General features: G+C 70.4%; 20 protein-coding genes. 9 read left to right on the top strand and 11 right to left on the bottom strand.

Going from position 1 to position 25,736, the window contains the following annotated elements; all coding sequences use genetic code 11:
* Positions 1-196: 196 nt before the first annotated feature.
* Together ACH4U7_RS31085 and ACH4U7_RS31080 are read right to left on the bottom strand one after the other, a co-directional pair.
* On the bottom strand, positions 197-796 hold the full coding sequence (locus ACH4U7_RS31085) for a hypothetical protein (protein ID WP_398531094.1): 600 nt from the start codon (positions 794-796) through the stop codon (positions 197-199).
* Positions 797-915: 119 nt separating this feature from the next.
* A complete protein-coding gene (locus ACH4U7_RS31080) occupies positions 916-2,295 on the bottom strand; it encodes a PucR family transcriptional regulator (RefSeq protein WP_398531093.1) in 1,380 nt (459 codons plus the stop codon).
* A gap of 157 nt (positions 2,296-2,452) precedes the next feature.
* Between ACH4U7_RS31080 and ACH4U7_RS31075 the strand changes: the two genes are divergently transcribed.
* The 3 genes from ACH4U7_RS31075 to ACH4U7_RS31065 all read left to right on the top strand — a co-directional run bounded on the left by ACH4U7_RS31075 (position 2,453) and on the right by ACH4U7_RS31065 (position 5,697).
* Positions 2,453-3,379: a proline dehydrogenase family protein gene (locus tag ACH4U7_RS31075; RefSeq protein ID WP_398531092.1), complete on the top strand. Its 927-nt coding sequence runs from the start codon at positions 2,453-2,455 to the stop codon at positions 3,377-3,379.
* A 78-nt stretch (positions 3,380-3,457) separates the two neighbouring features.
* The gene (pruA, locus tag ACH4U7_RS31070) at positions 3,458-5,089 is read left to right on the top strand and encodes an L-glutamate gamma-semialdehyde dehydrogenase (protein ID WP_398531091.1); all 1,632 of its coding nucleotides are present in this window, start codon (positions 3,458-3,460) and stop codon (positions 5,087-5,089) included.
* 485 nt (positions 5,090-5,574) lie between these two features.
* Positions 5,575-5,697, top strand: coding sequence for a hypothetical protein (locus tag ACH4U7_RS31065; RefSeq protein WP_319693819.1), 123 nt, complete (start codon positions 5,575-5,577; stop codon positions 5,695-5,697).
* 65 nt (positions 5,698-5,762) lie between these two features.
* Here ACH4U7_RS31065 and ACH4U7_RS31060 read toward each other — a convergent pair whose 3' ends face one another.
* Positions 5,763-7,406 carry a fibronectin type III domain-containing protein gene (locus ACH4U7_RS31060; RefSeq protein ID WP_398531090.1) on the bottom strand — a complete coding sequence of 548 codons (1,644 nt, stop codon included), beginning with the start codon at positions 7,404-7,406 and terminating at the stop codon, positions 5,763-5,765.
* Positions 7,407-7,535: 129 nt separating this feature from the next.
* Between ACH4U7_RS31060 and ACH4U7_RS31055 the strand changes: the two genes are divergently transcribed.
* The 6 genes from ACH4U7_RS31055 to ACH4U7_RS31030 all read left to right on the top strand — a co-directional run bounded on the left by ACH4U7_RS31055 (position 7,536) and on the right by ACH4U7_RS31030 (position 14,810).
* Positions 7,536-8,579, top strand: coding sequence for a 3-isopropylmalate dehydrogenase (locus ACH4U7_RS31055; RefSeq protein WP_089510874.1), 1,044 nt, complete (start codon positions 7,536-7,538; stop codon positions 8,577-8,579).
* A 207-nt stretch (positions 8,580-8,786) separates the two neighbouring features.
* Positions 8,787-9,872, top strand: a complete 1,086-nt coding sequence (locus ACH4U7_RS31050) for a branched-chain amino acid aminotransferase (protein WP_398531089.1) — start codon at positions 8,787-8,789, stop codon at positions 9,870-9,872.
* 427 nt (positions 9,873-10,299) lie between these two features.
* Positions 10,300-11,898, top strand: a complete 1,599-nt coding sequence (cimA, locus tag ACH4U7_RS31045; protein WP_398531088.1) for a citramalate synthase — start codon at positions 10,300-10,302, stop codon at positions 11,896-11,898.
* A gap of 286 nt (positions 11,899-12,184) precedes the next feature.
* Positions 12,185-12,706, top strand: a complete 522-nt coding sequence (locus tag ACH4U7_RS31040) for a hypothetical protein (protein ID WP_398531087.1) — start codon at positions 12,185-12,187, stop codon at positions 12,704-12,706.
* Between the two features lie 216 nt (positions 12,707-12,922).
* Positions 12,923-14,506 carry an acyl-CoA carboxylase subunit beta gene (locus ACH4U7_RS31035; protein WP_398531086.1) on the top strand — a complete coding sequence of 528 codons (1,584 nt, stop codon included), beginning with the start codon at positions 12,923-12,925 and terminating at the stop codon, positions 14,504-14,506.
* 49 nt (positions 14,507-14,555) lie between these two features.
* Positions 14,556-14,810, top strand: coding sequence for an acyl-CoA carboxylase subunit epsilon (locus ACH4U7_RS31030; RefSeq protein WP_398531085.1), 255 nt, complete (start codon positions 14,556-14,558; stop codon positions 14,808-14,810).
* Positions 14,811-14,922: 112 nt separating this feature from the next.
* Here the strand turns inward: ACH4U7_RS31030 and ACH4U7_RS31025 are convergent, their stop codons facing one another.
* From ACH4U7_RS31025 to ACH4U7_RS30990, 8 genes are all read right to left on the bottom strand, one after another.
* Positions 14,923-15,501, bottom strand: coding sequence for an ATP/GTP-binding protein (locus tag ACH4U7_RS31025; RefSeq protein WP_078610434.1), 579 nt, complete (start codon positions 15,499-15,501; stop codon positions 14,923-14,925).
* Positions 15,482-16,177: a DUF742 domain-containing protein gene (locus ACH4U7_RS31020; protein ID WP_398531084.1), complete on the bottom strand. Its 696-nt coding sequence runs from the start codon at positions 16,175-16,177 to the stop codon at positions 15,482-15,484. Before ACH4U7_RS31020 ends, ACH4U7_RS31025 begins: the two co-directional genes overlap by 20 nt.
* An 83-nt stretch (positions 16,178-16,260) precedes the next feature.
* Positions 16,261-16,674, bottom strand: coding sequence for a roadblock/LC7 domain-containing protein (locus tag ACH4U7_RS31015; protein ID WP_179285426.1), 414 nt, complete (start codon positions 16,672-16,674; stop codon positions 16,261-16,263).
* A gap of 10 nt (positions 16,675-16,684) precedes the next feature.
* The gene (locus ACH4U7_RS31010) at positions 16,685-19,744 is read right to left on the bottom strand and encodes a nitrate- and nitrite sensing domain-containing protein (RefSeq protein WP_398531083.1); all 3,060 of its coding nucleotides are present in this window, start codon (positions 19,742-19,744) and stop codon (positions 16,685-16,687) included.
* 349 nt (positions 19,745-20,093) lie between these two features.
* Positions 20,094-20,681 carry an ATP/GTP-binding protein gene (locus tag ACH4U7_RS31005; protein ID WP_358643641.1) on the bottom strand — a complete coding sequence of 196 codons (588 nt, stop codon included), beginning with the start codon at positions 20,679-20,681 and terminating at the stop codon, positions 20,094-20,096.
* A complete protein-coding gene (locus ACH4U7_RS31000) occupies positions 20,662-21,072 on the bottom strand; it encodes a DUF742 domain-containing protein (RefSeq protein WP_043486671.1) in 411 nt (136 codons plus the stop codon). The genes ACH4U7_RS31005 and ACH4U7_RS31000 overlap by 20 nt, the downstream gene beginning before the upstream one ends.
* Before the next feature lie 103 nt (positions 21,073-21,175).
* Entirely contained in the window at positions 21,176-21,589 is a 414-nt protein-coding gene (locus ACH4U7_RS30995; RefSeq protein ID WP_391191378.1) for a roadblock/LC7 domain-containing protein, read from the bottom strand.
* 9 nt (positions 21,590-21,598) lie between these two features.
* Positions 21,599-25,603: a nitrate- and nitrite sensing domain-containing protein gene (locus tag ACH4U7_RS30990; protein ID WP_398531082.1), complete on the bottom strand. Its 4,005-nt coding sequence runs from the start codon at positions 25,601-25,603 to the stop codon at positions 21,599-21,601.
* Positions 25,604-25,736: the final 133 nt, after the last annotated feature.

Here is a 25,736-nt window from a genome sequence, read left to right as displayed (position 1 = left end):
ATAGCAGATCCTATGGCCCGAGAGTATGCCAGAGCTTGTTTTCCGGTGTCGACCCCTCAAATGATCAGCATTTGGTCGGAATTTATCGGGCTGTGCCATAGGGGTGGATTTGATTTCGTCGAGGATGCGCGGGTTTGAGCGCCGTTGCAACAGCAACAGCTGTCCGTCGACACCGGACGACCCGGCGAACGGCCATTCAGAACTTGCCCATCTGCTCCTCGGCGCTGTGCCCCAACTGCCTGGAGAACTCCGCGAGGAAGGCGTCGTCCAGCGGCGGCCACCCCCAGAAGTCGAACGCGAGCGCCCCGAGAGCGAAGCCGGAGCCGAACCGCCACTCGGTGACCGGGACGGCCGCCGCACACGCGGAACAGGCCACGCTTCCTCCCTCGCCCGTCTCCTTCCAGACCGCGATGGCCTCCCGGTACGGCCGCCAGACCTCGTCGTCCGCCTCGAACTCCTCCGGATAGTCGATGATCACGGTCGTGGCGTCGCAGCGCGGACAGCTCGCCGAGTCCGCCTCGTCCTGGCCCTGGCCCCCGACGTAGTAGTCCCGCCCGACCATGACCGCCACCGGGCCGGGCTGCCACGTCGTCTCCGCCGAACCCACCACGGCCCGGTCCCAGCGGGGGCCCGGCACATATCCCTCGTCGGCGGTCTGGCTGTAGACCCCTTCGCCGGACGTCTCGCGCGTGATCACGCCTTCGGAGACCAGCCAGTCGACCATCCGCCCGGCGAGCGGCCCGGCCTCCTGCTCGTCCGCCTCCACGTCCACGATCCGCTGAAAGTAGTCGCCCATGGCCGGCCCCTGTCGTTATCGCTCATCGTCCTCGGGTCCCCCGATCGCCTTCCCGACCGGCGGGGCCCACTGTGCCACCCGCCACCGACAACGGGCCGCGCCCAGGGTGCGGGCGCCGCTCACAGCCGCGCGGACTTGAGCGCCATGTGCAGCAGCAGACGGTCCTCGCCCGCGTCGAGGTCGAGTCCGGTCAGCTGCTCGACGCGGGAGAGCCGGTAGTAGAGCGTCTGCCGGTGGATGCCGAGCGTCTGGGCGGTGCGGCTCGCCTGCCCCGCGCAGTCCAGGAACGCCTCGGCGGTGCGGGCGAGTTCGGCGTGCGGGGGCTTCAACAGGGCTTGGACGACAGGGTCGGGGCCGGCCTGCGCGGGCAGCGCGGCCAGCAGCCGGTACGGCCCGATGGCCGCCCACTCCGCGACCGGCCCCAGCCGCGCATCCGCCCGGGCGGCCCGCGCGGCGGCCAGCGCCTCAAACCAGGCGGCGGGCAGGTCGTCCAGCCCGCGGCGCGGTGCGCTGACGCCCGCGGAGCCCCCGTCCCGTACGGTCCCGGGGCGCTCCGGAGCGCGGGCGGCGTCGCCCCGCGCGCTGACTGTGCCGCCCGGACCGGCCCCCGCGGAGCGCAGCAGCTGGTCGGCCGCGGTACGGGCCGGGTCCAGGGCCGTCGAGGCGCGCAGCCGGACCAGCGCGGCCAGGCCCGCCGCTGCGGAGCGCCCGTTCGCCGGACTCGTCGCCAGGCCCGTCGAGGGGCCCGCCGCCGGGCCCGGTCCGGGTGGCACCGGGAGTACGCAGACGGCGGCCACCCCGGGCGGGCTGGGCAGCCGGGTAGCGGGGTAGTCCTCGGCGTCATCGGCGTTCGCGGCGTCCCCTGGGGTCCACGGGGTCACCGCAACCAGTGCAAGCGGCCCGTCGGCCGCCCCGCGCAGCGCGGCGCGCAGGGCCGTACGCGCGGTGTCGCGGCCGCCCGGCGGCCCGGTCAGCAGATCGCGTAGCTGCCCGCCCAGCTCCTCGTCGGCCTGCGCCTCCGCCGCCAGCAGCGCTCCGATCCGGGCTGCCGTCTCCATCGCGCGGGCGAGCCGGGGGTCGGGCGGGCCGGACGGTCCGCCGAGCTCCAGGTCTGACAGATGGCCGTCGTCGAGCAGCCACACATAGCCGTGCACCACGCCCCGGTGGCGCACCGGCAGACAGATCCGGCCCATGAAAACTCCAGCCCCCGGGTCCGGCGGGATCCGCAGCGGGGCCTGGGCGCGGGCGATCCCGAAGCCCTCGAACCAGGCACGCACCGCCGCCGTGGACCGGCGCCGCAGGATGGAGCGGGTCCGCACCGGGTCGAGCGCCAGCTCGTCGGCCTCATCACCCTTGTCAGCCTCGTCGGCCTCGTCGGAGTATGCGCCGCTGTCGTGGGCGCCGAAGGCGATCAGCTCGAAGTCACGGTTCTCGAGCGTCGCGGGCGCGCCGAGCGCCGCCGAGATCTCGTCCACAAGCTGCTGATAGTCGTCGAGCACCGGCCGCCTCCTTTCCACGGCCTCCATTCTCATACATATGTCTGAGATCCCGGACACGGATGCGTGACAGCTGTCGATGGCCGGGGATGCGAGCGATCCTTAAGTTTCACGGTGAGTCAACAAAGCCGTCCGACGGCCGTCATCGTGGAGGTGCCCCGTGCTGGGTCCCGTGCTGCTCGCCGCTTCCCGCAGTGCCGCCATCCGCCGTATCGTCTCGGCCGCCCCGGTGACCCGCCCGACGGTGGACCGGTTCGTCGCCGGCGAGCGCCTGGCCGCGGCGATCCCGGTCGTCCGCGCCCTGACGGAACGCGGCCTGGAGGTCACGCTCGACCACTTGGGCGAGGACATCACCGACCCGGCCGAGGCGCTGCGCAACCGGGACGCCTATCTCGCGCTGACCGAGGCGCTGGCCGCCGGGGGCCTGGCCGGGCGGGCGGAGATGTCGGTGAAGCTGTCGGCCTTCGGGCAGGCGCTGCCCGGCGGCCACGATCTGGCCCTGGCCCATGTGACCCCGGTGGTGGAGGCGGCGGACGCGGCGGGCACCACCGTCACCCTGGACATGGAGGACCACACCACCGTGGACTCCACCCTCGCGATCCTCGCCGAGCTGCGCCGGCGGTTCCCGAGGACCGGCGCGGTCCTCCAGTCGTATCTCTTCCGCACCGAGGACGACTGCCGGGCGCTGGCCGGGGAAGGCTCGCGGGTGCGGCTGGTGAAGGGCGCGTACAAGGAGCCGGTGAGCGTCGCGTACCAGGACAAGCGCGAGGTCGATCTGGCCTATGTGCGCTGCTTGAAGATCCTCATGGCGGGCGAGGGCTACCCGATGATCGGCTCCCACGACCCCCGGATGGTCGCCATCACCCAGGAGCTGGCGCGCCGCTTCGGCCGCAAGCTCGACGAGTACGAGTTCCAGATGCTGTACGGGATCCGCCCGGCCGAGCAGGAGCGGCTTGCCGCCGAGGGGCACCGTATGCGGGTTTATGTCCCGTATGGAACAGACTGGTATGGGTACTTCATGCGGCGCCTAGCGGAGCGCCCCGCGAACCTGGCGTTCTTCCTGCGCTCGCTGGTCGGCCGCGGCTGACCGGCCGGAACGCTCCTCCCCCCGCCCCCTCGCGTACACGACGATCGACCCCGACGCTCGAAGGAGACAAAGGCCACTATGGACGCCGTGACCCAGGTCCCCGTGCCGGTGAACGAGCCGGTGCACACCTACGCCCCCGGCACCCCCGAGCGCGCACGCCTCGAGACCAAGCTCAAGGAGCTCGCCCAGAACCCCGTCGACCTGCCGATGACCATCGGCGGCGAGAAGCGGATGGGCGGGGGGACGCGCTTCGACGTGGTGCAGCCGCATAACCACGCGGCGCGCCTGGGCACCTACGCCAACGCCACCCAGGCCGATGCGCGGGACGCGATCGACGCCGCCCTGGCCGCCGCCCCGGCGTGGCGCGCGCTCAGTTTCAACGACCGGGCCGCGATCATCCTCAAGGCCGCAGATCTGCTCGCCGGCCCGTGGCGCGAGACGCTGGCCGCCTCTACCATGCTCGGCCAGTCCAAGACCGTGCAGCAGGCCGAGATCGACACCCCCTGTGAGCTGGTCGACTTCTGGCGCTTCAATGTCCACTTCGCCCGCCAGATCCTGGCCGAGCAGCCGATGACCAACTCCCCGGGGGTCTGGAACCGCAGCGACCACCGGCCGCTGGAGGGGTTCGTCTACGCGATCACGCCCTTCAACTTCACCGCCATCGCGGGCAACCTCCCGACCGCCCCCGCCCTGATGGGCAATGTGGTGGTCTGGAAGCCGTCCCCGACGCAGACCCACGCCGCCGTGCTGCTGATGGAGCTGCTGGAGGAGGCGGGGCTGCCCAAGGGCGTGATCAACCTGGTCACGGGCGACGGCAAGGACGTCTCCGAGGTGGCCCTGGCCCACCCGGACCTCGCGGGCATCCACTTCACCGGTTCGACCCGGACCTTCCAGTACCTGTGGAAGACGGTCGGCGCCAACATCGAGACGTACAAGACCTACCCGCGCCTGGTCGGCGAGACCGGCGGCAAGGACTTCATCGTCGCCCACCCGTCGGCCGACCCCAAGGTGCTGAAGACGGCGATGACCCGCGGCGCCTTCGAGTACCAGGGCCAGAAGTGCTCCGCCGCCTCGCGCGCCTATGTCCCGCGCTCGCTGTGGGAGAGCGGCTTCAAGGAGGAGTTCGCCGCCGAGGTGGAGAGCCTGGCGATGGGCGATGTGACGGACCTGTCCCACTTCATCGGCGCCGTCATCGACGAGCGCGCCTTCGCCAAGTCCAAGGCGGCCATCGACCGGGCGAAGTCCGATCCGACCATCGAGATCGTGGCCGGCGGCACGTACGACGACAGCGAGGGCTACTTCGTCCGCCCGACGGTCCTCGTCTCCACCGACGCGGACAACGAGATCTTCAAGGACGAGTACTTCGGCCCGATCCTCGGGGTGTTCGTCTACGAGGACGCCGAGTACGACGCGATGCTGGAGCAGATGGAGTCGGCGTCGCCGTACGGCCTCACCGGCTGCGTCATCGCCCAGGACCGCGCCGCGGCCGCCGCCACCTGCGAGGCGCTGCGCTTCGCGGCCGGCAACTTCTACATCAACGACAAGCCGACCGGGGCCGTCGTCGGCCAGCAGCCGTTCGGCGGCGGGCGGGCCTCCGGCACCAACGACAAGGCGGGCGCCAAGCAGAACCTGATGCGCTGGACCTCCACCCGCTCCATCAAGGAGACCCTGGTCCCGCCGACCGACTACCGCTATCCGCATATGGGCTGAGACCCCCGCTGAGCCCTGGGGCCCGACCCCCGACGGGCCCCCGACGGCCGCCGTACGCGCCAAGGCGCGTACGGCGGCCATTTGCCGTATGCGGGGCGCGTGTGGCAAGCCGAAAAGTCGTGGACGGCGGAGGCGCGGCGGTGCTAGCGTCTGACAGCCAAGTAGTCGTTATTCACGGCAGTTTACGAAGCTAACCAACGAGTAAGCACCTTCTGAACGGCGCGAATACTGGTTGGTCGAGGCCGAACGGGGGTTGGCCTCGACCAGCCCATGCGCGTTTCTGCGTCTCAGATAGTAGGACGTCCGAGTAATTGTGCGGACAGTCCGCCTCCGAAGCCTTATTTTTGTGGAAGCCGAACGTCTCGCTCGATCGAGCGACGGCGGCCGCGGCCGGTGCGCATGCGCAGGTGACCCCTGCCGCACTTAAGGCCCCCGCCCCTCCGGCATCTTCCGCAGCACCTCTCGGGACACAGGGAGACGCGATCATGGCTGAGACGGTTGTCCGCAGGACCCGCCGCAAGACCGACAACACCGACCGCAAGAACGCCGCCGCCGCGCTGCAGCGCGCCCTCGACCGCCGCGACAACGGCGGCGCCACCGGCCACTGACGCGAGCGCTGACGCAAGCGACAGCCGACACAAGGGATAGCCGGCACAAGCGAAAAAGGCGCCGGTCACCTCCCGGGCGTGCGTACCACCTCGAAGTGGTCCACGCGCTCGCCCGATTCGGCCAGCGTCGTGACCGTCAGCTTCGGGCTCGGGCCCGGCCGCACCTCCACCGCGAGGAACGAGAAGCCGGTGTAGCGCACCCGCGACCACTCCACCGTGTCCTTGTTCTTCGATCCGTCCTTCGCCCAGTGGAAGGTCTTCACCTCGTCGAGGTCCTTCACATGGCCCTCGTAGCTGTCGGGCACCGGGAACTCGTACAGATGCGCCCCGGCCCCGCCCGCCGTCGCGTAGACGATGCCGTCGCGCACCGCGTCGGCGCTGCCGCCGACCGGCACCCGCTTGGCGACCCGGCCGCCCCGGATGGCGTCGGTGCGCTCGTAGACGTGGTTGTGGCCGTTGATGACCAGGTCCACCTGGTGCTTCTCGAACAGCGGCACCCAGGCGTCGCGCACCCCGCCGTCCGAGGCGTGGGCGCTGGTGGTCGAGAAGGCGCAGTGGTGGAAGAAGACCACGATGAAGTCGATACCGGGCTGGGCGCGCAGCTGTCCGAGGCGCCGGTCCAGCCAGCGCGTCTGCTCCCCGCCGGTGTATCCGGTGTTGGCGGTGATCTCGTAGCTGACGTCGTTGGCGTCCAGTGCGACGACCGCCACATTGGCGTAGGTGAAGGAGTAGACGCCGGGTGCCTTGCGCGGATCGGGGCCGTTGCCGGGGAGGGACCAGCGGGCCAGCTGACCGCCGTAGCCGTCGGGGGAGTACCAGGCCTCCATGTCGTGGTTGCCGGTGGTCACCATCCACGGCACGCTCGCCGCGACCGAGGCGGTCTGGGCGAGGAAGGAGTCCCACACCCGGGCGTCGAAGACGTCCGTCTTCTGGCCGTGGCCGGTGGTGTCGGCATAGCACAGATCCCCGGCGTGCAGATGGAAGGCGGGGTGCTGGCCGAGCAGCAGCTGGTCGTTGGCGAGCGCGTCGTAGCTGACGCCCTGGTCGCCGAAGGCCGTGAAGACGAAGGACTCGGCCTTTTGGGGCGCCGTACGGAACGTGCCCAGGGCGGAGAAGTGGCGCGGGTCGGCCGGGTCGAAGCCGTCGTGGCCGACGCCGTAGTAATAGGTGACGCCGGGGCGCAAGCCCTCGAGCGCGGCGTGGAGGTAGTACTGGTCGACGGCCGGGAGCTTGTCGCTGAGCGAGGGCGTGTGCAGATGGCGGACCTCGGCCTCGATCTTCCGGCTCAGCTCCCAGGGCTTGAGGCCGATCCGCACATACGGCGCCTTGACGGCGAAGGGGACCTGCCAGGAGATCCGCATCTGGGTCCTGGGGTCGGCGCCGAAGGCGAGATGGCGGCCGAAGGGCGCGACCAGCGCGCCGTTCACCTTCCGCGAGGCCGGGCCGGTGAGCAGCGTCGGCGACGGACCGGTGAACAGCGCCGGGGACGGGGTCGCCTCCACGGCGCCCGCCGAACCGGTGAGCAGGCCGGCCCCCGCCACCGTCCCCACCCCCGCGGCGCCGCCGCGCAGCACCCCGCGCCGGGAGAGCTTCGTCCGCAGATACTCGTGCTGCTCGGCCATGGTCATCCGGCGCGCCAGGCGCTCGGGAATGCCGACTCGTGGGACATCGGAGGAGTCGCGGGGCGTGCCCCGGGAGAAGTCAGCCATGTGCCGGAATCTGCCCCCAGAAGGCGACTTCACGCGGTACTCCGGGTGAACGTGAGCCATCCGGATGAGCCTCCGTCCATATGTCGGACGGCGAATGTCATTCAGTGGGACGAGGGGTAGGGTCCCGGTATGTCTCGCAGCATTCGTCTCGCAGTGATCCCCGGTGACGGTATCGGCCAGGAAGTCGTGCCGCAGGGTCTCAAGGTCCTCTCGGCCGTCCTTCCGCAGGACGTGAAGCTCGAGACCCAGGAGTACGACCTCGGCGCCCGGCGCTGGCACGCGACCGGCGAGACCCTGCCGGACGCGGAGCTCGAATCGCTGAAGAACCATGACGCGATCCTGCTCGGCGCCATCGGCGACCCGTCCGTGCCCTCGGGTGTGCTGGAGCGCGGGCTGCTGCTCAAGCTGCGCTTCGTCTTCGACCACTACGTCAACCTGCGTCCGTCGAAGCTGTTCCCGAACACCGCCACCCCGCTGGCCGGCCGCCCCGACATCGACTTCGTCGTCGTCCGCGAGGGCACCGAGGGCCCGTACACGGGCAACGGCGGATCGCTGCGCACCGGCACCCCGGCCGAGGTGGCCACCGAGGTCAGCGTGAACACCGCGTACGGCGTCGAGCGCGTGGTGCGCGACGCGTACGCCCGGGCCGCCGCCCGGCCGCGCAAGAAGCTCACCCTCGTGCACAAGACCAATGTCCTGGCGCACGCGGGCCACCTGTGGAAGAACATCTTCGACCGGGTCGGCGCGGAGTTCCCCGAGGTCACCACCGACTATCTGCACGTCGACGCCGCGACGATCTTCTTCGTCACCCAGCCCGAGCGGTTCGACGTCATCGTCACCGACAACCTCTTCGGTGACATCCTCACGGACCTGGCCGCCGCCGTCACCGGTGGCATCGGGCTCGCCGCGAGCGGCAACATCAACCCCTCCGGCACCTTCCCGTCGATGTTCGAGCCGGTCCACGGCTCCGCGCCGGACATCGCGGGCACCGGCAAGGCCGACCCGACCGCGACCGTGCTGTCGGTGGCCCTGCTGCTTCAGCACCTGGGATACGAGGCCGAGGCGGCCCGTGTCGAGACCGCCGTCGCCCAGGACCTCGCGGAGCGCAGCGGCGACACGCCGCGCACCACCGACGAGATCGGCGACGCGCTCGCGGCGCGAGTATCCGGCTGACCCCAGCCTGTGCCGACGCGCGGCTGGGTGCGACCATCGACCTGGGCCGCGTAAGCGCACGCACGCATCTCTACCCCGGCCCCACTCCGAGCGATAATCGGACGTGGGGCCGTCGTATGAGAGGAAGCTCGGACGTCCTAGTACCCCTCGGGGGCCGGGACGGCGCGGGCGCGGTCCGCTACAACCAACGGTGAAGGACTACCACTCATGACGACGCCCACGATCGAGCTCAAGCCCTCCGCCCATCCCCTCTCCGACGAGGAGCGGGAGCGGATCCTGGCCAACCCCGGCTTCGGCCGCCACTTCACCGACCACATGGTGACCATCAAGTGGACCGAGGGCCGCGGTTGGCACGACGCCCAGCTCGTGCCGTACGCGCCCCTCTCGCTCGACCCGGCGAACATGACCCTCCACTACGCCCAGACGATCTTCGAAGGGCTCAAGGCGTACCGGCAGCCCGACGGCGGCGTGGCCACCTTCCGCCCCGAGGAGAACGCCGAGCGCTTCCGCGCCTCCGCGCGCCGCATGGGCATGCCGGAGCTGCCGGTCGAGACCTTCATCGCGGCCTGCGACGCGCTGGTCACCCAGGACAAGGCGTGGGTGCCGGGCAGCGGTGAGGAGTCCCTGTATCTGCGGCCCTTCATGTTCGCGACCGAGGTCGGCCTCGGTGTGCGGCCCGCGAACGAATACCTCTTCATCGTCATCGCCTCCCCGGCCGGCGCCTATTTCCCCGGCGGGGTCAAGCCGGTCTCCGTGTGGCTCTCCGAGGAGTATGTGCGCGCCGCCCCCGGTGGCACCGGCGCCGCCAAGACGGGCGGCAACTACGCCGCTTCGCTGGTCGCCCAGGCGCAGGCCGCCGAGCAGGGCTGCGACCAGGTGGTCTGGCTGGACGCGATCGAGCGCCGCTGGATCGAGGAGATGGGCGGTATGAACCTGTACTTCGTGTACGGGGACCGCATCGTGACCCCCGAGCTGTCCGGTTCGCTGCTGCCGGGCATCACCCGCGCCTCGCTGCTGCGGATCGCCGCCGACCTGGGCCATGAGGTCTCCGAGGGCCGTATCAGCGTCGACGACTGGCGCGAGGGCAACGCGGACGGCAGCCTCACCGAGGTCTTCGCCTGCGGCACCGCCGCCGTGATCACCCCCGTCGGCTCGGTCAAGTCCGCCCGGGCCGACTGGACCGTGGCGGACGGGCAGCCGGGCGAGGTGACGATGAAGCTGCGCAAGGCGCTGCTGGACATCCAGACGGGCGCCGCCCCGGACACCCACGGCTGGATGCACCGCCTGGGCTGACGGATGGACGGACGGCCGGACGGACGGACGGCCGGACGGACCGACGGCCGGACGGACCGACGGCCGGACGGGGTCGACCTGACCGGTGCCGGCCGCCCCTCCGAACGTGACTGCGATATCGCTCCGCGCGGCGGTTCGCATCCTGAGACGGATGGGAGCGCGGAGGCGGGATGTGCTTGACTGCCTCCGTGCTCTCGTTCGCCATGATTATTGGCAGCAGGCGCGCCGGTCCGCAGTGACCGCCCCGTACGACCCGAGTACGGCGCGGCCACCGTGCCCCAGACCCGCGCGCAGACCTCTCGCACCCGCGAGGGGTCTTTTCGTTTTCCGGACCACCCCGCCGGACGCGGAGCGCGAGGGATCATAGGAGGGCGCGGAACCGGTTATTCCGGTAGACCGAGATCGATCCCACAGGAGCCAGACCACCATGAAGGACCTACCCGACGACGGCTTCCACGTCTTCGACACCACGCTGCGCGACGGCGCGCAGCGCGAGGGCATCAACCTCACCGTCGCGGACAAGCTGACCATCGCCCGTCACCTCGACGACTTCGGCGTGGGCTTCATCGAGGGCGGCTGGCCCGGTGCCAACCCGCGCGACACGGAGTTCTTCGCCCGGGCCCGCGCCGAGATCGACTTCAAACACGCCCAGTTGGTCGCGTTCGGCGCCACCCGCAAGGCCGGCGTACAGGCGAAGGACGACCCCCAGGTCCAGGCGCTCCTCGACTCCGGTGCCCCGGTGATCACGCTGGTGGCCAAGTCCCACGACCGCCATGTGGAACTCGCCCTGCGCACCACGCTGGACGAGAACCTGGAGATGGTCCGGGACACCGTCTCCCATCTGCGCGCCCAGGGCCGCCGGGTCTTCGTCGACTGCGAGCACTTCTTCGACGGCTACCGCGCCAACCCCGGCTACGCCAAGCAGGTCGTCAGCGCCGCCCACGAGGCGGGCGCCGATGTCGTCGTGCTGTGTGACACCAACGGCGGCATGCTCCCGGCCCAGATCGACGCGGTGGTGCGCACCGTCCTCGCCGACACCGGGGCCCGTCTTGGCATCCACGCCCAGGACGACACCGGCTGCGCCGTCGCCAACACCCTGGCCGCCGTGGACGCGGGCGCCACCCATGTCCAGTGCACCGCCAACGGCTACGGCGAGCGGGTCGGCAACGCCAACCTCTTCCCGGTCGCCGCCGCCCTGGAGCTCAAGTACGGCCGTAAGGTCCTGCCCAACGGCGCGCTCGCCGAGATGACGCGCATCTCGCACGCCATCGCCGAGGTGGTCAACCTCACACCCTCGACCCACCAGCCCTACGTCGGCCTCTCGGCCTTCGCACACAAGGCCGGGCTGCACGCCTCCGCGATCAAGGTGGACCCCGACCTCTACCAGCACATCGACCCCGAGCTGGTCGGCAACACCATGCGCATGCTGGTGTCCGACATGGCGGGCCGGGCCTCGGTCGAGCTCAAGGGCAAGGAGCTGGGCGTCGACCTCGGTGGCGACCGGGAGCTGGTCGGCCGCGTCGTCGAGCGGGTCAAGGAGCGCGAGCTCGCGGGCTACACCTACGAGGCCGCCGACGCGTCCTTCGAACTGCTGCTGCGCGAGGAGGTCGAGGGGCGGCCCCGCCGCTACTTCCAGGTCGAGTCCTGGCGGGCCATCGTCGAGGACCGCCCCGACGGCACCCACGCCAACGAGGCCACGGTCAAGCTCTGGGCCAAGGGTGAGCGCATCGTCTCCACGGCGGAGGGCAACGGCCCGGTCAACGCCCTGGACCGGGCGCTGCGGCTGGGCCTGGAGCGGATCTACCCGCAGCTGGCCGCGATGGAGCTGGTGGACTACAAGGTGCGCATCCTGGAGGGCAAGCACGGTACGGAGTCCACGACGCGGGTGCTGGTCTCAACGGCGGACGGCAAGGGCGAGTGGTCGACGGTGGGCGTCGGGGGGAATGTGATCGCGGCCTCGTGGCAGGCGCTGGACGACGCGTACGTCTATGGGCTGCTGCGGGCCGGCGTGGAGCCGCAGGAGTAGGCCGGGACGCTCAGGGCCGTGGGCGCGGTTGGCGACCACGGCCCCGGCGGAGCCTAGGGGGGGTGTAGCTCCGCCGGGACTGGTCTGTCGAAGTTCCGTTGAATCTTCAACGTCGCCTAGCATAACTCCATTCCGCGCGCACACAAAATCTCCGGATAATCACCTAAGGGTTCACCAAAAAAGGTGGCCGACGCGCGTAGAAGTTCGCCATCATCCTGCTGTCGCCCCCCACCTGCACCGCCGCACGGTTCCCAGCACGGTCCCACGGTCCACAGCAGGAGGTCCCATGAAGCTCCGCACCGTCGGCAGCGCCGCCGTCACGGCCCTCGTCCTCGTCCTCGGTGTGCTGTTCGCCCCCGGAGTCGGGGTGATCAGCAGCGCCGGTGAGGCGTTCGCGGTCACCAAGATCAGCCACTCCCAGGCCACCTCGATGTTCCGGACCAGCGGCATCACCTGGTCCTCCTCCGGCGGCTGCTCCGATCGGAACAACGCCACCTGCACCTCGTTCGAACAGCTCAACCTGGCCACCGCACAGGGCGCCCAGACCCTCAAGAGCGCCAGTGGCTGCGCCCTGAACATCACCGGCGGCACCGAGACCGGGCACGCCGGCGGCACCTACAGCCACTGGAACGGCTACAAGCTCGACTACGGCCTCAACAGTTGCGTCAGCAACTACATCACCGGCCACTTCGCCTACATCGGCGAGCGCGGTGACGGCGCCAAGCAGTACAAGGCCAACTCCGGCAACATCTATGCCCTCGAGGGCAACCACTGGGACGTCGTCTACTACAACTGCGGCGGCTGCTGACCCCGGCCGGGCGCGCCCATACGGGTGGTCATGTCCGCCGGTCCTGGGCGCGCCACGTCGGGGTTTGTGGGGTGCCGACAGCGCCGTTCGCCGGGTGGCCCATGCGGTGGCAAGAAATCCGCTGTCCAGTTCTGTTCTGCCTACCCACCAAAACGCGCCCGACGTTGTATGGAATTGACATGCGTCCCGGGGGGTCCGGGAACGTACCGTCATTGCATGACCAATCTCGAAGGTGCGCCCGCTGAGGCGAGCGACGTCCGCGGGCGTGTCGCCGAGCTGCACGCGATCCGCGAGCAGGCTCGGCGCGGGCCGAGCGAGCGGGCGACCGAGGCCCAGAAGGCCAAGGGGAAGCTGACGGCCCGCGAACGGATCGATCTGCTCCTGGACGAGGGGTCCTTCAACGAGGTCGAGCCGCTGCGGCGGCACCGCGCGAGCGGGTTCGGGCTCGAGGCGAAGCGGCCCTACACCGACGGTGTCGTCACCGGCTGGGGGACCGTACACGGGCGGACCGTGTTCGTGTACGCACACGACTTCCGGATCTTCGGCGGGGCGCTCGGGGAAGCCCACGCCACGAAGATCCACAAGATCATGGACATGGCCATCTCGGCCGGGTCGCCGCTGGTGTCGCTCAACGACGGTGCCGGCGCCCGTATCCAGGAGGGCGTCTCGGCGCTCGCCGGCTACGGCGGCATCTTCCAGCGCAACACCAAGGCGTCCGGCGTCATCCCGCAGATCAGCGTGATGCTCGGCCCGTGCGCGGGCGGGGCCGCCTACTCCCCGGCGCTCACCGACTTCGTCTTCATGGTCCGCGAGACCTCGCAGATGTTCATCACCGGACCGGACGTGGTCCAGGCGGTGACCGGCGAGAAGGTCACCCAGAACGGACTGGGCGGCGCGGATGTGCACGCCGAGACCTCGGGCGTGTGCCACTTCGCGTACGACGACGAGGAGAGTTGCCTGGAGGAGGTGCGCTACCTCCTGTCGCTGCTCCCGCAGAACAACCGCGAGAACCCGCCGACCGTCGAGTCCGACGACCCGGCCGAGCGGCGCGGCGAGGCGTTGCTCGACCTCGTCCCGGCCGACGGCAACCGCCCGTACGACATGCGCAAGGTCATCGAGGAGATCGTCGACGACGGCGACTACCTGGAGGTCCACGAGCGCTGGGCGACCAACATCATCTGCGCCCTGAGCCGGTTGGACGGCCAGGTGGTGGGCATCATTGCCAACCAGCCGCAGTCGCTGGCCGGGGTGCTGGACATCGAGGCGTCGGAGAAGTCCGCCCGCTTCATCCAGATGTGCGACGCCTTCAACATCCCCCTGATCACGCTGCTGGACGTGCCCGGCTTCCTGCCCGGCGTGGACCAGGAGCACGGCGGGATCATCCGGCACGGCGCCAAGATGCTGTACGCGTACTGCAACGCCACCGTGCCGCGGATCTCGGTCATCCTGCGCAAGGCGTACGGCGGCGCCTACATCGTCATGGACTCCCAGTCCATCGGCGCCGACCTGACCTACGCCTGGCCGACGAACGAGATCGCGGTGATGGGCGCCGAGGGCGCGGCCAACGTGATCTTCCGCCGGCAGATCGCCGGAGCCGACGACCCCGAGGCCATGCGCGCCCGCATGGTCAAGGAGTACAAGTCCGAGCTGATGCACCCGTACTACGCCGCCGAGCGCGGCCTGGTCGACGACGTCATCGACCCCGTGGAGACCCGCGAGGTCCTGATCCGGTCCCTGGCGATGCTGCGCAACAAGCACGCCGACCTGCCGTCCCGCAAGCACGGCAACCCGCCGCAGTAACGCGAGCATTGACGCGAGCATTGACGCGAGTATTGGAGACGAAGCCATCGTGAGCACCGCACAGGATACCGCCGACAACCCCGCCGATACCGCGGCCGCCGTCGGCGCCGCCACTCTCGTCCGCGTCGAGAAGGGCCACGCCGACGCCGAGGAGCTCGCCGCGGTCACCGCGGTCCTCCTCGCCCGCGCGGCCGCCAACGCAGGCTACCGGCGCCCCTCGGGGCGCACCGGCCGCAGCGCGGCGGGCTGGCGCCGGCTGGAGCGCCAGCGGGGCTTCCGCGCCCCGCACAGCTGGCAGGGCTGAGGCTGCGTAGCCGAAACCGGAAACGCTGGCCTGAAGCGCACAAATCCCCCGCTCTCCCGGAGAGCGGGGGATTTGTGCGTTCGGCGGCGGGCGCCGCCGACGCTGTCCGTCGCTATCGCAAACGCGCCATCAGGGCGTGCTCGACGAGCGTGATGAGCGCGCTCTTCGCCTCGCTGCGGTGGCGGGCGTCGGTGATGATGATGGGCGCGTCCGGGCCGATCTGCAGCGCCTCGCGGACTTCTTCGGGGGTGTAGGGCTGGTGTCCGTCGAAGCCGTTGAGGGCGATGACGAAGGGCAGTCCGGAGTTCTCGAAGTAGTCGACCGCGGGGAAGCAGTCGGCGAGACGGCGGGTGTCGACGAGGACGACGGCGCCGATGGCGCCGCGGACCAGGTCGTCCCACATGAACCAGAACCGGTCCTGTCCGGGCGTGCCGAACAGGTAGAGGATCAGGTCCTGGTCGAGCGTGATGCGACCGAAGTCCATGGCCACCGTGGTGGTGGTCTTGTCCGGCGCGTGGGTGAGATCGTCGATCCCGGCCGAGGCGGAGGTCATCACGGCTTCGGTGCGCAGCGGGTTGATCTCCGAGACCGCGCCGACGAACGTGGTCTTGCCCACGCCGAAGCCGCCCGCCACCACGATTTTCGCGGAGGTGGTGGAGCGGGCTGCACCGCTAGAGCTTGCGAAGTCCACTGAGCACCCTTTCGAGCAATGTCACGTCAGGCTGGCCGCCGGCGGACTCGTCGCCGCCGGGCTGATGGATGGCGACGAGCCCGGCCTCGGCCAGGTCGGCTACGAGGATCCGGGAGACGCCGAGGGGAATGGTCAGGAGTGCGGAGATCTCGGCGACCGACTTGATCTCACGGCACAGGTGGCAGATCCGCTGGTGCTCGGGCAGCTGGCCCTGGAGCTGAGCGGGGTCCGCCGTGGTGGACACCAGCGCCTCGATGGCGAGCTGGTAGCGAGGCCGGGTCCGGCCTCCGGTCATGGCGTACGGCCGCACCAGCGGGTTGTGTCCGGAGGCCGGGGAGGACGGCTCCGGAGTGTGCCGCACGGGCGGCGGCGCGGGCCGGCTGGGGGGCGGCTGATGCGACGTCGGCTCCGATGAGAGCCCCGACAGCCCTGCCGGGCCGCCCTGTGGCGCGTAGGAGGGCGCGTACGGCTGCTGGAGGGGCTGCGTATGCAGGGGCGGGGTCGGGGCCTCATGGGGCTGCTGAACGGGCTCCTGAGGCGCCGCAGGGGGCTGCTGGGCCGAGCGGACCTGACGGCTTGGGGTGGAGGGGAAGTTGAAGCGCTTCAACGGGGCATCTCCGTGCGGCTCGGCCTGCTGCCCATGGCCGTACGGATATCCACTGGGGGGCGTTGCCACGTTTCCTCCTCCAACTCGCCTGTCTGCCGGTCGCGCCACCGCACCCTAACGGCGCGGTGGCGCGAAACGCATCTTTGTGTTTGCTAGTTGAGAAGACTGCCTTGCAGTTCGGCGCGCAGGTCCGGGGTGAGGACGCCGCCCGCGCGGTCGACGAGCAGGGCCATCTCGTAGCCGACGAGGCCGATGTCGCACTCGGGGTGGGCGAGTACGGCGAGGGAGGAGCCGTCGGAGATGGACATGATGAACAGGAAGCCTCGTTCCATCTCGACGACGGTCTGGTTGACCGCGCCGCCTTCGAAGATGCGGGAGGCTCCGGCGGTGAGCGAGGTCAGACCGGAGGCGACGGCCGCCAGCTGGTCGGCTCGGTCACGGGGAAAGCCTTCGGACATCGCCAGAAGGAGTCCGTCGGCGGAGACCACCACCGTGTGCGACACCCCGGGGGTGTTGTCCACGAAGTTGGTGATCAACCAGTTCAGGTTCTGCGCCGCCTGGCTCATCGGGCTCACACTAACGCTCCTGATCGTAGCTGCTGCCGGGGCCGTAGCCCTGTTGGTCATGCTGGTCACGCTGTTGGCGCCCCTTCTGGACGCCGCGGCGCAGGTTGCTCAACCTGCCGCGGATGTCCTCCGGCGCGCGGGAGACCTGGGGGCCGCCCGCTCCGGTCGACTCCGCGGTGCCCTCGACCAGGTTGGCCTTGGGCACTCGCCGGGGCAGACCGGAAGAGGTGATCCCGCCGGCCTTCGGCTCACGCAGCTGTTCGGCTCGGTGCCAGCGCTGGTCGTTCTCCGGGTGCCACGTGAAGGTGTCCGAGAAAGTGTGCTCCCCCGAGTCCTGACCGGGCAGCTCCGGCGCCGCGGGCGCCACCGGTTCCGCGGTCGGCTGCTGGGTCCCTGAGTCCTCCGACGGCTGCCACTGCTTCTCGCGGCGGGGGAGACCGGCGTCGGCCAGGGAGCTGGTGGTGCTCGGGGAGGGTCCCGGACGGTGGAACTCTACGCTTTCCGAGGCAACTTCGGGAGCGCTTGGCGCAGATTCCGTTTGTACTGGGTAGTTTGATGCAAAGGGCGACTCAAACGAACCGGTGTCGCTCCAATTTCCCTGGTGGGAAGCGGACGTGAAGTCGGCGTACGGCGGCGGTGCGGATTCCGTCGGAGTCCTGTATTCCGATTCCGGTTCGGAATACGGCGCAGAAGACGGGAACGGCATGGCCGGTCCGGTCGGCGCTGCGGGGGCGGATGCCCCGGTTTGTGACATCGGCCCGAACAGCGGATCGCCGCCGTATGCCGAGTCGTCGAAGCCGAAGTCGGCGGCGGTGCGCGGTGCGGCGGGCTCCTGGGCGGTCTGCGGCTGGACGGTCTGCGGCGTCTGCGGCGCCACAGGGGCCTGCGAGGCCGTAGGGACGGCCTGCGGGGCCTGGGGCGCCTGCGGGGCCTGCTGGGCCTGTTCCTGGCCGATCCGGGGGGAGACCGTGAAGTCCTGGTTTCCGGGCAGCTCCTCGCCGCCTCCGCCGTGCGTGATCGCGTCCGGCAGCATCACCAGCGAGGTGGTGCCCGCCTGCTCGCCCGACGGGCGCAGCTGGCACCGGATGTGGTGCCGGTCGGCGAGGCGGCCGACCACGTACAGGCCCATGCGCTGCGAGACGGCGGCGTCGACGGTGGGCGGATTGGCCAGCTTGTGGTTGATGTCCGCGAAGTCCTCGGCGGTCAGGCCGATGCCCTTGTCATGGATCTCGATCATGACGCGGCCGTCGGGCAGCCGGGTCGCGGTCACCCGCACCTTGGTGTGCGGCGAGGAGAAGGTGGTGGCGTTCTCTAGGAGCTCGGCGAGCAGGTGCACCAGGTCGGTCACGGCGTTGCCGTGGATCTCGGTCTCCGGGACGCCGGCCAGCTCGATCCGCTCGTACGACTCCACCTCGGAGGAGGCGGCGCGCAACACGTCGATCAGCGGCACCGGCTGGTTCCAGCGGCGGCCTGGCTCCTCGCCCGCGAGGATCAGCAGGTTCTCGCCGTTGCGCCGCATACGGGTCGCCAGGTGGTCCAGCCGGAAAAGGTGCTCGAGCTGGTCCGGGTCGGCCTCGCGGTTCTCCAGCTCGGAGATCAGCGAGAGCTGGCGCTCGATGAGGCCCTGGTTGCGGCTGGAAAGGTTGGTGAAGATCGCGTTGACGTTGCCGCGCAGCATCGCCTGCTCGGCGGCGAGCCGGATCGCCTCGCGGTGCACCTGGTCGAAGGCCCGGGCCACCTCGCCGATCTCGTCCCGTGTGGTGATCGGGATCGGGGTCACCCGGGTGTCGATCCGGCCCGGGTCGGCCTTGGAGAGCTGGTCGACCAGCATGGGCAGCCGCTGTTCGGCGACGTCGAAGGCGGTGTTGCGCAGCTGTCGCATGCTGCGGCTCATGGAGCGGGCCATCCGGCCCGCCACGATGAAGGCCAGCAGAAGGGCGAGCAGCACGATGGCGGAGTTCACAAACGCGTCGCGCTTTGCGTTCGCGGAGATTTGCGAAGCCTCGTTCACCGCCTTGTCGACGAGGTCCTTCTCGATCTCGCGATAGGCGTCGAACTTGGCCGTGGAAGCGGCGAACCACGACTCCGGGGTGATGCCGCGCTCCTTGAGGTCCGCCGGCCTTTCGCCGCTGCCGATGGCCTCGATCATCTGCTCCATCGAGGGCGGCACCACGAACTGCCGGTCCTCGGCGGCGGCCTTCCGCCGGGCCTCCTTGACCTGCGCCTCGCTCTTCTTCTTCCCCTCAGCCATGGCCTGCTTCAGCCGGGCCACGTCCTCGGGGAGGCCGGCCGACTGGAACTCGGTGAGGGCGATGTTCTCCAGGTAGACGTACGAGCCGAAGGCGGTGAGCTGGGTCTTACGGTCGACGGCCGAGGGGCCGGGTTTGACCAGCAGATGGCTGCCAATGGAGCGTTGGAGCGATTCAGCTCCCTTGGCCAGTGAGACCGCGTAGACGGTGCGGCCGTAGGAGGTGATGTTGCCGGTGCCCAGACCCAGTTCGTTTGCGAACTCCAACAGTGAGTGCTCGACCGCGACATAGCCCTCTTCGGTCTTCACCCCGTTCAGCCGGTCGGTGTAGGCGTAGCGGCGCAGATTGGCCAGCTGCGGCTCCACCGCCTGAAAAGCCTTGAGGCGACGCTTGAGGCTCGCGGTGTTCGGCATGTCCGCGGCGTACTTGTCGAACTCGGCCTTCGCGGCGTCGGTCGCCGCCCGGGCCTTTTTGACCTCGTCCTCGGCGGAACCGGTCAGCAGTGGAACCGCGGTGCGGTCGCGCTCGTCCACCAGAGCGTGGCTGTAGGAAGCGGCCGCGCGGACCAGCCGGGCGGTGCGCTCGGCGTCCTCGGCCGCGTTCCAGGTGGAAACGGAGGACTGGACGCGGAAGCCGCCGAAGAGCAGGGCGACCAGGACGGGGATGAGCATGATCGCGTTCAGGCGGGCCGGCACCCGCCAGTTCCGCGGCGACAGGCGCCCGCCGGTCGCGACAGGGAGCTCCGTCGCACCGGCGGGTGGCGCCGCTGTGCGCGGCGGCGGGGTGAAGTTCCCCCGCACCTGTTTCGCGGAGTCCGGCATGCTTCGCCTCACTCGACCAACAACCTCTCGGCGTCGGCACCTGTGTCGTGCCGTTCCCAGCTGAGCCCGTACCGCCCAGTTCAGCGAATTCCAGCATGCTGCGTCGGTGCTTTCCAAACAGTCGGCCAACCATCCGACCAGTTGTCTGGACCAGAGATAAAAGGGGCGTTACGGGTGAGACATGTCAAACAGCTAACTAATTGAGCGCGCAACGGAGCTGTCCGAACGCGCTCCGTATCGAATCCCATCTATTTCTCTGTCGAAACGTTATGAACGCCCGAGCGGGCCGTGTCATAGGACACAGCCCGCTCCGGTCAACGGATTTCGGACAACTTCCGGGATTTTACGCCTACTTCAGCCGAGCCATCAGGGCATGCTCCACGAGTGTGATAAGCGCGCTCTTCGCCTCGCTGCGGTGGCGGGCGTCGGTGATGATGATCGGGGTGTCCGGGCCGATCTGCAGCGCCTCGCGGACTTCTTCGGGGGTGTAGGGCTGGTGTCCGTCGAAGCCGTTGAGGGCGATGACGAAGGGGAGCCCGGAGTTCTCGAAGTAGTCGACCGCGGGAAAGCAGTCGGAGAGACGGCGGGTGTCGACGAGGACGACGGCGCCGATGGCGCCGCGGACCAGGTCGTCCCACATGAACCAGAACCGGTCCTGTCCGGGCGTGCCGAACAGATACAGGATCAGGTCGTCGTCCAGCGTGATGCGGCCGAAGTCCATCGCCACGGTCGTCGTGGTCTTGTCCTGCACATGGCTCAGATCGTCGATCCCGGCCGAGGCGGAGGTCATCACGGCTTCGGTGCGCAGCGGGTTGATCTCCGAGACCGCGCCGACGAACGTGGTCTTGCCCACGCCGAAGCCGCCCGCCACCACGATCTTGGCCGAAGTGGTCGCACGGGCCGGCGGGGCACCGCCGCTAGAGCTTGCGAAGTCCACTGAGCACCCTTTCGAGCAGTGTCACATCCGGGGTCCCGCCCGCGTCCGAGTTACCGCCGGGCTGATGGATCGCCACCATCCCCGCCTCGGCCAGGTCGGCGACCAGGATCCGGGCCACCCCCAGCGGCATGTTGAGCAGTGCGGACACCTCGGCGACCGACTTGACCTCCCGGCACAGATGACAGATCCGCTGGTGCTCGGGGAGCAGCCCCTGTAGATGCGCGGGGTCCGCCGTGGTGGAGACCAGCGCCTCGATGGCGAGCTGGTAGCGAGGCCGGGTCCGGCCACCGGTCATCGCGTACGGGCGCACCAACGGCTGGTCGCCTTCACTCCCGTACGGCGAATGATGATGGCCGCCGTACGGGCCGGGCGAGGCAGGGGGCGGGGTCATGGGTCCTCCGGTCGGGACAGGAAGGTGACGGTGTTGCCGTCGGTCGGTGCCGTTTGGGGGGCGTTCGGCCTGTCAGCCGAGCGGGTGGGCGGCGGGTGGTCGGTCAGTTCAGCAAGCTGCCTTGCAGTTCGGCGCGCAGGTCCGGGGTGAGGACACTGCCCGCGCGGTCGACGAGCAGGGCCATCTCGTAGCCGACGAGGCCGATGTCGCACTCGGGGTGGGCGAGTACGGCGAGGGAGGAGCCGTCGGAGATGGACATGATGAACAGGAAGCCTCGTTCCATCTCGACGACGGTCTGGTTGACCGCGCCGCCTTCGAAGATGCGGGAGGCTCCGGCGGTGAGCGAGGTCAGACCGGAGGCGACGGCCGCCAGCTGGTCGGCCCGGTCACGGGGAAAGCCTTCGGACATCGCCAGAAGGAGTCCGTCGGCGGAGACCACCACCGTGTGCGACACCCCGGGGGTGTTGTCCACGAAGTTCGTGATCAACCAGTTCAGATTCTGCGCCGCCTGGCTCATCGGGCTCAACTAACGCTCCTGCTGGTAAGTCGGGCCTACGCCGCGATCGTGATTGCCGCTCGGGCCGGTTCCGGCCCGGCGGCCCTGCTGGATCCCCCGGCGGAGGTTGGTCAGCCTCCCGCGCACATCATCGGGCGCGCGCGAGACCTGCGGTCCGGTCGGACGGGACTGCTGCTGCTGTGCGGCGCCTTCCACGAGATTCGCGCGCGGTACGCGGCGTGGCAACCCGGAAGACGTCACACCGCCCGCCGCGGGTCCCTCCTCCCGAAGCTGCCCGGCGCGGCGCCAGCTGTCGTCGTTCGGCGAGGTACGCCAGTTGGACGCCGGGCCGCTGCCGTTCGCCCCGGGGCCGAAGCCGTTCGTCCCCGACGCCCCGAAGGCGTTGGTTCCGAGGCCGGATCCGTTCGTACCGGATCCGTTCGTACCCGAGCCGTTCGTACCGGAGCCGTTGGCGCCCGGTCCGGCGCCGACTCCGGCGGCCTCGCCGGTGCCCCGGGAGGTCGGTTGCGGGTCGCGGGGCGGGGTGGGGGGCACGGCGGACGCCGGGCGGCCGGATCCCGGCGGCTCAGTGGTCAGCCGCTGGCCGTCGCCCAGGGTTCCGCCGTCCTGCGAGCGGAACCAGTTCGACTCGATCGTGTCGAAGATCGGCGTCCGGCCGTCGCCGGGCCCTGCGGGCGGGAGCGAGCCGGGCCCCGGGGCGCCGCCGCCACCCGGGCCCTGCGGCAGCGGGAACTCCCCGGTGCCGGAGTTCTGATCGCGCCCGACGCCCGGGCCGCCCTGGCGGTAGGAGCCGGTGTCGGCCTCCGGCCGCGGGGCGTTGAAGTCGGGCCGGGCGAACTCGGAGGTGTCACCGGGCCCACGGCCCCCCTGCCCGGCGGGCTCGCCGAACCGGGGCTGGGGGAACTCTCCGGTGTCGTCAGGACGCCGGCCGAACTGAGGCCGGGCGAACTGGCCGGTGTCGCCGGGACCCTGGCCCAACTGGGGCTGCGGGAACTCCCCGGTGTCGCCGGGGCGCCGGCCCAGCTGCGGCTGGGGGAACTCACCGGTATCGCCGGGACCGCGGCCGAACTGGGGCTGCGGGAACTCGCCGGTGTCGCCGGGACCCTGGCCCAGCTCGGGCCGGGCGAACTGGCCGGTGTCACCTGGGCCGCGGCCCGCCAGCGGGTCGCGGCCGCCGTTGCCCTGGCCCGGCAGCGCGAACTCGCCCGTGTCACCGGGGCCGCGCCGTGGCTCGAACACGCTCGCCGACTGGCCCAGCTGGGGCCGGGCGAACGGACCGGTGGTGTCGTTCTCCTCGTGCCCGCGGGGCGCGTCCATCGCCTCGCGCGTGGTCGGCCAATCGTCCTCGCCCGACCGGCGCGCACCCCAGCTGGTGCCCGGCTCCTGAGGGCCGGGGAGCTCGGGCGCCGCGCCGCGCGACGGCAGCTGCGGACGGCCGCCCTGGTCGTCGCCGGAGTCCGCGCGTATCGGAGCACCGGTCGGCGGGGCCACGGTCGGGCCGTCGCCGCGCGCATCGCCGCGAGAGGGGAGCGGGGGACGCCCGGCGAAGTCTCCGGGCGGGCCCGCCGGGGCGTTCTTCTGGCCGGGCGGCCGGTTGTTGCCGCCCTCGAAGAAGTTGGGGCCGGCGGGAGCGGCGCCCGAAGCGCCCGCGCCCGCGCCGACGGGGCGGGTGGGCAGCCCGCTGCCGGGCAGCGCGGCCCGCGAACCGGAGCCGGGGACCTGCCGCCGCGACGGCAGGGAGCCCAGCATTCCGGCCGAGCCGCCACTGGGGGCGCCGGGACCGCCGGGACCGCCGGGACCGCCGGGGCCACTGGGGCCGCCCGGACCACCCTGGCCCGCATTGCCCGGCGTCGGAGCGCCCGGCTTGCGGCCGCCCTGGGCGACGTCCACCGGCAGCATGACCAGCGCCGTGGTGCCGCCCGAGTCGGACGGCCGCAGCTGGATGCGGATTCCGTGGCGCAGCGACAGCCGGCCGACCACGAACAGGCCCATGCGCCGGGAGACCGACACATCGACCGTGGGCGGGCTGGCCAGCCGTTCGTTGATCGCCGCCAGGTCCTCGGGGGAGAGCCCGATGCCGGTGTCGTGGATCTCGACCAGCACCCGGCCGTCGGGCAGCGCGTGACCGGTGACCTTGACCTTGGTCTGCGGGGAGGAGAACGAGGTGGCGTTCTCCAGCAGCTCGGCGAGCAGGTGCACCAGGTCGTTGACGACCCGTCCGGCCACCTCGTTGGTGGGCACGGAGCTGAGCTCGATGCGCTCGTACTGCTCCACCTCGGACGCCGCCGCGCGCAACACGTCGACCAGCGGGACCGGTCGGGTCCACCGGCGGCCGGGCTCCTCGCCCGCGAGGACCAGCAGGTTCTCGCCGTTACGGCGCATACGGGTCGCGAGGTGGTCCAGCTTGAAGAGCGAGGACAGCTGGTCCGGGTCGGCCTCGCGGCTCTCCAGCTCGGAGATCAGCGAGAGCTGGCGCTGGATGAGGCCCTGGCTGCGGCGCGAGAGGTTGGTGAACATCGCGTTGACGTTGCCCCGCAGCAGCGCCTGCTCGGCGGCCAGTCGGACCGCCTCGCGGTGCACGTCGTCGAAGGCCGTGGCCACCTTGCCGATCTCGTCCCGGCTGTGCACGCCGACGGACTCGACGGAGATGTCCACGTCCTGCGGGTCGGACTCGGACAGCTGCTTGACCAGCTCCGGCAGCCGCTTCTGAGCGACTTCCTGGGCGGTGTCCTGCAGCCGGCGCAGCGAGCGGACCATGGACCGGGCGACGACGAACGCGCCGACCAGCGTGACGCCGAGGACGAGCAGGATCAGGGCGCCGTTGAGGATCGCGTCCTGCTGGGCTTCCGCGCGTAGATCGCGCGCCTTCTGCTTCATCTCGCCCAGCAGCGTCTGCTCGATCCGGGCCATCTCATCGATCTTGATGGAGTCCTGGTCGTACCAGTCGATGGCGGAGCGCTTCTCGGCCTGGAGCCCTCGGGGGTCGCGTACGGCGCGGTCGGCGTACAGGGTCGCCGACTTGATGTCCGCGCGGCTGTCCAGCGGCTCCAGCAGATCCTCGGAGTCGCCGTCGCGGATCTGGTTGAACCGCCGCAGCGCCTCCTCCTCCTTGTCGACCGCGGTCCTGGCGAAGCGGCGGTCGTTGGCGGAGAACTCGGGGCCCTTGGGGTCGGCGAGCGCGGCGCTGATGAGCGCGCGCTGGATCGAGGCGTACTCCTTGGCGGAGGAGAAGGTGGCCAGCGCACGGGTATTGTTGATCATGTCGCTGTTGCTGGTGGCCTGGGCCATGTCCTGGGACAGCAGCAGCAGTGAGTCGATCAGTTCGTTGTAGTCCTGGGCGGTCAGCGAGTAGTACTGATCGTCCTGATATGCGGAGTCGCGGATCTGGCTGATATTGCCGAGCTGTTTGCTGATGTCCACGAGCGTGGACTGCACGCCCGCCAGCGCCTTGTCCCCGGGATCGAGGTCCTGGGTGGCCCGGTTGAACGCCGCCACCTCGCGGTCGGTCTTCTCGCGGGTCGCGACGACGCGGTCGTCCTTGGCGTTGCCCTTGCCCGCCAGCGGCGCCGCCGACTTGTCGCGCTCCTCCTGGAGGGCGTTAGCCAGCTGGGTGGCCTGCTGGGTCATCTCGGTCAGCAGCTTCATGCGGTCGAGCTGCTCGATGTTGTCCAGCGAGCTGTTGATCCGCAGCGCGCCCAGGGTGGTCGCGGCGACCACGGGGAGGGCCAGCAGCGAGACCAGCCGGGTGCTGATGCGCCAGTTGCGCAGGGCGAGCCTGTTACCAGGTCCGCTGGGGCTCTTCGACTTGGGCTGGGCGGCCGGTGCGGCACCGCCGGTCTGTGTAGCGGACTCCGGACCCTGATGGTCGGCCGGGGCCCGTCCCGTGACTTGGGCGCGCGGGGGTGAGGAGCCGCGGTCGGTCCCACCGCGCGGCCCCGGGTCCGCCGAGCCATCCCCTCGGCCCTGGAGGGCCTGGGGAGACCCCTTACCTTCCCTCTTGAAACGTCCCTGCACTAGTGTCGCAACCTCTGGACCAGGCGCTTCACCGGATATGCGGTGAAGCGGTGTCGAGTCATGGGGGACGGTGTCAGGCCCCCCTGGCGGTCGTGAGTGACCGGCGCGCATCCTTCCGTAGTCGAGAAGAGGA

Origin of the sequence: Streptomyces sp. NPDC020845 (assembly GCF_044334165.1) — a bacterium.
Classification (GTDB): domain Bacteria; phylum Actinomycetota; class Actinomycetes; order Streptomycetales; family Streptomycetaceae; genus Streptomyces.
This window is presented reverse-complemented; position numbering and strand designations above follow the sequence as displayed.

Excerpts from the sequence above, each read along its gene's own strand:
- ACH4U7_RS31035 (WP_398531086.1), top strand. The coding sequence starts at position 12,923 with ATGACCAATCTCGAAGGTGCGCCCGCTGAGGCGAGCGACGTCCGCGGG.
- ACH4U7_RS31060 (WP_398531090.1), bottom strand. The coding sequence starts at position 7,406 with ATGGCTGACTTCTCCCGGGGCACGCCCCGCGACTCCTCCGATGTCCCA.
- ACH4U7_RS31065 (WP_319693819.1), top strand. The coding sequence starts at position 5,575 with ATGGCTGAGACGGTTGTCCGCAGGACCCGCCGCAAGACCGACAACACC.
- ACH4U7_RS31000 (WP_043486671.1), bottom strand. The coding sequence starts at position 21,072 with ATGACCCCGCCCCCTGCCTCGCCCGGCCCGTACGGCGGCCATCATCAT.
- ACH4U7_RS31055 (WP_089510874.1), top strand. The coding sequence starts at position 7,536 with ATGTCTCGCAGCATTCGTCTCGCAGTGATCCCCGGTGACGGTATCGGC.
- ACH4U7_RS31050 (WP_398531089.1), top strand. The coding sequence starts at position 8,787 with ATGACGACGCCCACGATCGAGCTCAAGCCCTCCGCCCATCCCCTCTCC.
- ACH4U7_RS30995 (WP_391191378.1), bottom strand. The coding sequence starts at position 21,589 with ATGAGCCAGGCGGCGCAGAATCTGAACTGGTTGATCACGAACTTCGTG.
- ACH4U7_RS31015 (WP_179285426.1), bottom strand. The coding sequence starts at position 16,674 with ATGAGCCAGGCGGCGCAGAACCTGAACTGGTTGATCACCAACTTCGTG.
- cimA (WP_398531088.1), top strand. The coding sequence starts at position 10,300 with ATGAAGGACCTACCCGACGACGGCTTCCACGTCTTCGACACCACGCTG.
- ACH4U7_RS31010 (WP_398531083.1), bottom strand. The coding sequence starts at position 19,744 with ATGCCGGACTCCGCGAAACAGGTGCGGGGGAACTTCACCCCGCCGCCG.
- ACH4U7_RS31085 (WP_398531094.1), bottom strand. The coding sequence starts at position 796 with ATGGGCGACTACTTTCAGCGGATCGTGGACGTGGAGGCGGACGAGCAG.
- pruA (WP_398531091.1), top strand. The coding sequence starts at position 3,458 with ATGGACGCCGTGACCCAGGTCCCCGTGCCGGTGAACGAGCCGGTGCAC.
- ACH4U7_RS31040 (WP_398531087.1), top strand. The coding sequence starts at position 12,185 with ATGAAGCTCCGCACCGTCGGCAGCGCCGCCGTCACGGCCCTCGTCCTC.